Genomic DNA, 3,060 nt, shown 5'->3' on the forward strand with positions numbered 1-3,060 from the left:
GGCGTCGGGACGGGGCAGCACGGCCGCTCACGCCATCCGCGCACTCGGCGAGCGCGACGTGGACGTCGAGGGCGTGCCGACGTCGTTCCAGTCCCGCCAGCTGGCCATCGACGCCGGGATTCCGCTGACCACGCTGGAGGAGGCGTCGGTCGACATCGCGATCGACGGCGCGGACCAGGTCTCCGGCACGGCCCTCGTGAAGGGCGGCGGCGCGGCCCACGCCCGCGAGAAGTACGTGGACGCGAACGCCGACCGGTTCGTGGTGGTCGCCGACCCCAGCAAGGAAGCGGACGCGCTGGACCACCCGATACCCGTGGAGGTGCTGCCGGACGCGCGCCCGGTCGTCGCCGCCGCCGTCCGGGACCTGGGCGGCGACCCCACGCTGCGGGCGGCCGAGCGCAAGGACGGACCGGTGGTGACGGACAACGGCAACCTCGTGCTGGACTGCGAGTTCGGGCGCATCGACGACCCGGCGGACGTGGCAGCGTCGCTGTCGGGCATCCCCGGCGTGGTCGAGCACGGCCTGTTCGTGGACCTGGTCGACGCCGTCTACGTCGGCACCGAGGACGGCGTCCGCACCACCGAGGCGTAGCCGGGAACCGCTGTCTCGCAGACGAACGCAGTCGAACGCTGGGAATCACTGCTCGGCCGAGCCGCTGTCCACGAGACAGCGGCCTGCGACGAGATTCGGTCCGCGGACGCGTCGCTGCGCAGCGTCGCGCCGATAAAAATTGAGGGGCTGGAGCCGAATTACAGGTCGCGCGGCTGGACGGTCTTGCGACCGTTGGATTCCGCACGTGCCGCGGCGTCTTCGAGGAGCTCGGACACTTCGTCGTCCAGCGCCTCGTAGAAGTCGGAGGCAACGTTCTTGTCGTCGAGTTCTTCCTTCACAGCGGCCTTGACGATGAGGTCTGCCATACGAACGGGTTTTTTCCGCGGCCCCTTATAAGGCTTCCCATACTGTGCGGCCGTAGCGGCCGGTCACGGGGTGCTGAGGCGGGTACGCCGGAGAATACTGATTCGCGTGCGTGGAAGGAACGACCGCCACGGGAAGAGTGCGAACTCATGTTCGAGTTCGGCGAAATTTTGTTCGAAATTGGGAAAACTCATTTATTCGTGTGTGGTGTAGTCTTGCACACTGGCGCGCCGCGCCAGACAACCCCATGCCCCGCTGTGACCACTGCGATGCACACGTCTCCGAGAACTTCGCGCGCGTGTTCGCCGACGAGGACGGTCGACTCCACGCGTGCCCGAACTGCGCGGCGAACGTCGGCATCGCGGAAGTCTCGAAGGACCGCGCCCGCAGGGCTTGACCGAAACGTAGTCCCTTCTCCGCGCCGTTCGGCCAGGCGTGCACTACGTGTACGTGGTCGCGTGCAGCGACGACACCTACTACACGGGCTACACGACGGACGTCGAGCGCCGCGTCGCCGAACACGACGCCGGCGACGGCGCCAAGTACACCCGCGGCCGCACCCCGGTCACCCTCCAGTACGTCGAGGCGTTCGAGTCGCAGTCCGCCGCGATGAGCCGCGAGCACGGCATAAAGCAGCTCTCGCGTGCGGAGAAACGACGACTCGTCGAGTCACAGGACGACCCCTGGCAGGAAGGTTGATCGGCCGGACGACGAGAACGTTCGAACGACGGGAACGGCTGACGAATCCCCCCGAACGACGAGAGCGATTGGAGACGGTCAGTCGTCCGCGCGGGCGCCGACCGCGTCGTCGACTGCGGCCCGGCGGTGCGCAGCGGCGACGACGGCTTCGGCGACGTCGTCCACGCGGTCGGCGAGGTCCTCGTCGAGGAGGTCGTCGCCGTCGAACTTGTCCGAGGCGTTCCTGATGCCGGCCTGCTGGGGGACGACGTCGGCGTGGACGCCGCGCATCGTGATGCGAAGGTGGTCGAGGGTCGACGAGAACGTGCCGCCGCCGGCGACCACCACGAGTCCGACCACGGTGTCCTCGTACTCGTCCCAGCCACAGTAGTCGTGGAAGTTCCGGAACGTCGACGAGTAGCTGTCGTGGTAGACCGGCGACCCGACGATGACGCCGTCGGCGGCCCTGACGCGAGCCAGCAGGTCGACTGCGTCGCCGGCGTCCTCGGCGTCGCGGTCCGGGTCGTACAGCGGGAGGTCAGCGGTCCCGAGGTCGACGTGGTCCGTGTCGGCGCCGGCGCGCTCGGCGGCCGCCAGCGCGTGCTCGACGGTTCGTCTCGTGTAACTGCCGTCGCGGCGACTGCCGGTGACGCCGACGACGAGTGGCGGGGACGTCATTGGAGGCTAGTCGGGCTCGAACGGATAAATCCGCCCCGGTCGGCGACGGATTCACCGGCACTCGATTTCAGTCAGTTCTCCGAGTGGTTCGGAACTCGGTGACGGCGGGAGAGCGGTTGCGGTTCGGGAGGCGTCGAGGCGTCCGGTGGACCGCAGAGATTTTGACGCGACGCGGCGACCACGCGAGTATGGACGGTATTTCGTTCGGTACTGACGGCTGGCGGGCGACGCTGGACCTGTTCACGAGCGACCGCGTCCGCGCCGTCGCGCAGGCCACCGCCGACCACCTCGAGGCAGACGGCCACGCGGGGGAGACGGTCGCCGTCGGGTACGACGCCCGCGAGACGTCGCGCGGATTCGCCGACGACATCGCGGACGTGCTCGCGACGAACGGCTTCGACGTGGTGCTCCCGGGGCGCGACTGCCCGACGCCGCTGGTCGCACACGCCATCGTGGAGCGCGACCTGGCGGGCGCGCTCGTGGTCACGGCCTCGCACAATCCCCCCGAGTACAACGGCGTGAAGTTCATCCCGTCGGACGGCGCGCCCGCGCTCCCCGCGGTCACGGAAGCCATCGAGGCGAACCTCCGCGAACCCGTCGAGGGCGACCGGACCGGCGAGGTCCGGGAGGTCGACCTCGTCGAGTCCCACGCCGAGCACTGCCTGGACCTCGTCGACGCCGACCTCTCGGGGTTGACGGTGGTCTACGACGCGATGCACGGCAGCGGCCGCGGCGTCACTGACGCCCTCCTGGAGCGTGCGGGGGCCGACGTGATCCGGGAGCGCTGT

Annotated in this window: 5 protein-coding genes and 1 pseudogene; 4 read left to right on the top strand and 2 right to left on the bottom strand. The window is 69.2% G+C overall.

Annotated features, from left to right (window positions below):
* Positions 1–592 (top strand): ribose-5-phosphate isomerase RpiA (gene rpiA, locus GRX66_RS17885; protein ID WP_159527708.1); only part of this gene is annotated, 592 nt, incomplete at its 5' end.
* 158 nt (positions 593–750) lie between these two features.
* On the opposite strand, the gene GRX66_RS17890 is transcribed toward rpiA, so the two are convergent.
* Positions 751–918, bottom strand: a complete 168-nt coding sequence (locus GRX66_RS17890) for a DUF1931 family protein (RefSeq protein WP_159527709.1) — start codon at positions 916–918, stop codon at positions 751–753.
* A gap of 245 nt (positions 919–1,163) precedes the next feature.
* Here GRX66_RS17890 and GRX66_RS19665 point away from each other — a divergent pair, with 245 nt between their 5' ends.
* Both GRX66_RS19665 and GRX66_RS17895 read left to right on the top strand, forming a co-directional pair.
* Positions 1,164–1,313: a DUF7563 family protein gene (locus tag GRX66_RS19665; RefSeq protein ID WP_169793417.1), complete on the top strand. Its 150-nt coding sequence runs from the start codon at positions 1,164–1,166 to the stop codon at positions 1,311–1,313.
* A 38-nt stretch (positions 1,314–1,351) separates the two neighbouring features.
* Positions 1,352–1,615 (top strand): GIY-YIG nuclease family protein, encoded by a 264-nt coding sequence (locus tag GRX66_RS17895; protein WP_394351542.1) that lies wholly within the window; start codon positions 1,352–1,354, stop codon positions 1,613–1,615.
* Positions 1,616–1,693: 78 nt separating this feature from the next.
* Here the strand turns inward: GRX66_RS17895 and GRX66_RS17900 are convergent, their stop codons facing one another.
* On the bottom strand, positions 1,694–2,272 hold the full coding sequence (locus GRX66_RS17900; RefSeq protein ID WP_159527710.1) for an NADPH-dependent FMN reductase: 579 nt from the start codon (positions 2,270–2,272) through the stop codon (positions 1,694–1,696).
* A 188-nt stretch (positions 2,273–2,460) separates the two neighbouring features.
* On the opposite strand from GRX66_RS17900, the pseudogene GRX66_RS17905 reads away from it, so the two are divergent.
* Positions 2,461–3,060: pseudogene (locus GRX66_RS17905) on the top strand (phosphoglucomutase/phosphomannomutase family protein); the annotation flags it as partial.

Origin of the sequence: Halobacterium bonnevillei, assembly GCF_009831555.1 — an archaeon.
Lineage (GTDB): Archaea > Halobacteriota > Halobacteria > Halobacteriales > Halobacteriaceae > Halobacterium > Halobacterium bonnevillei.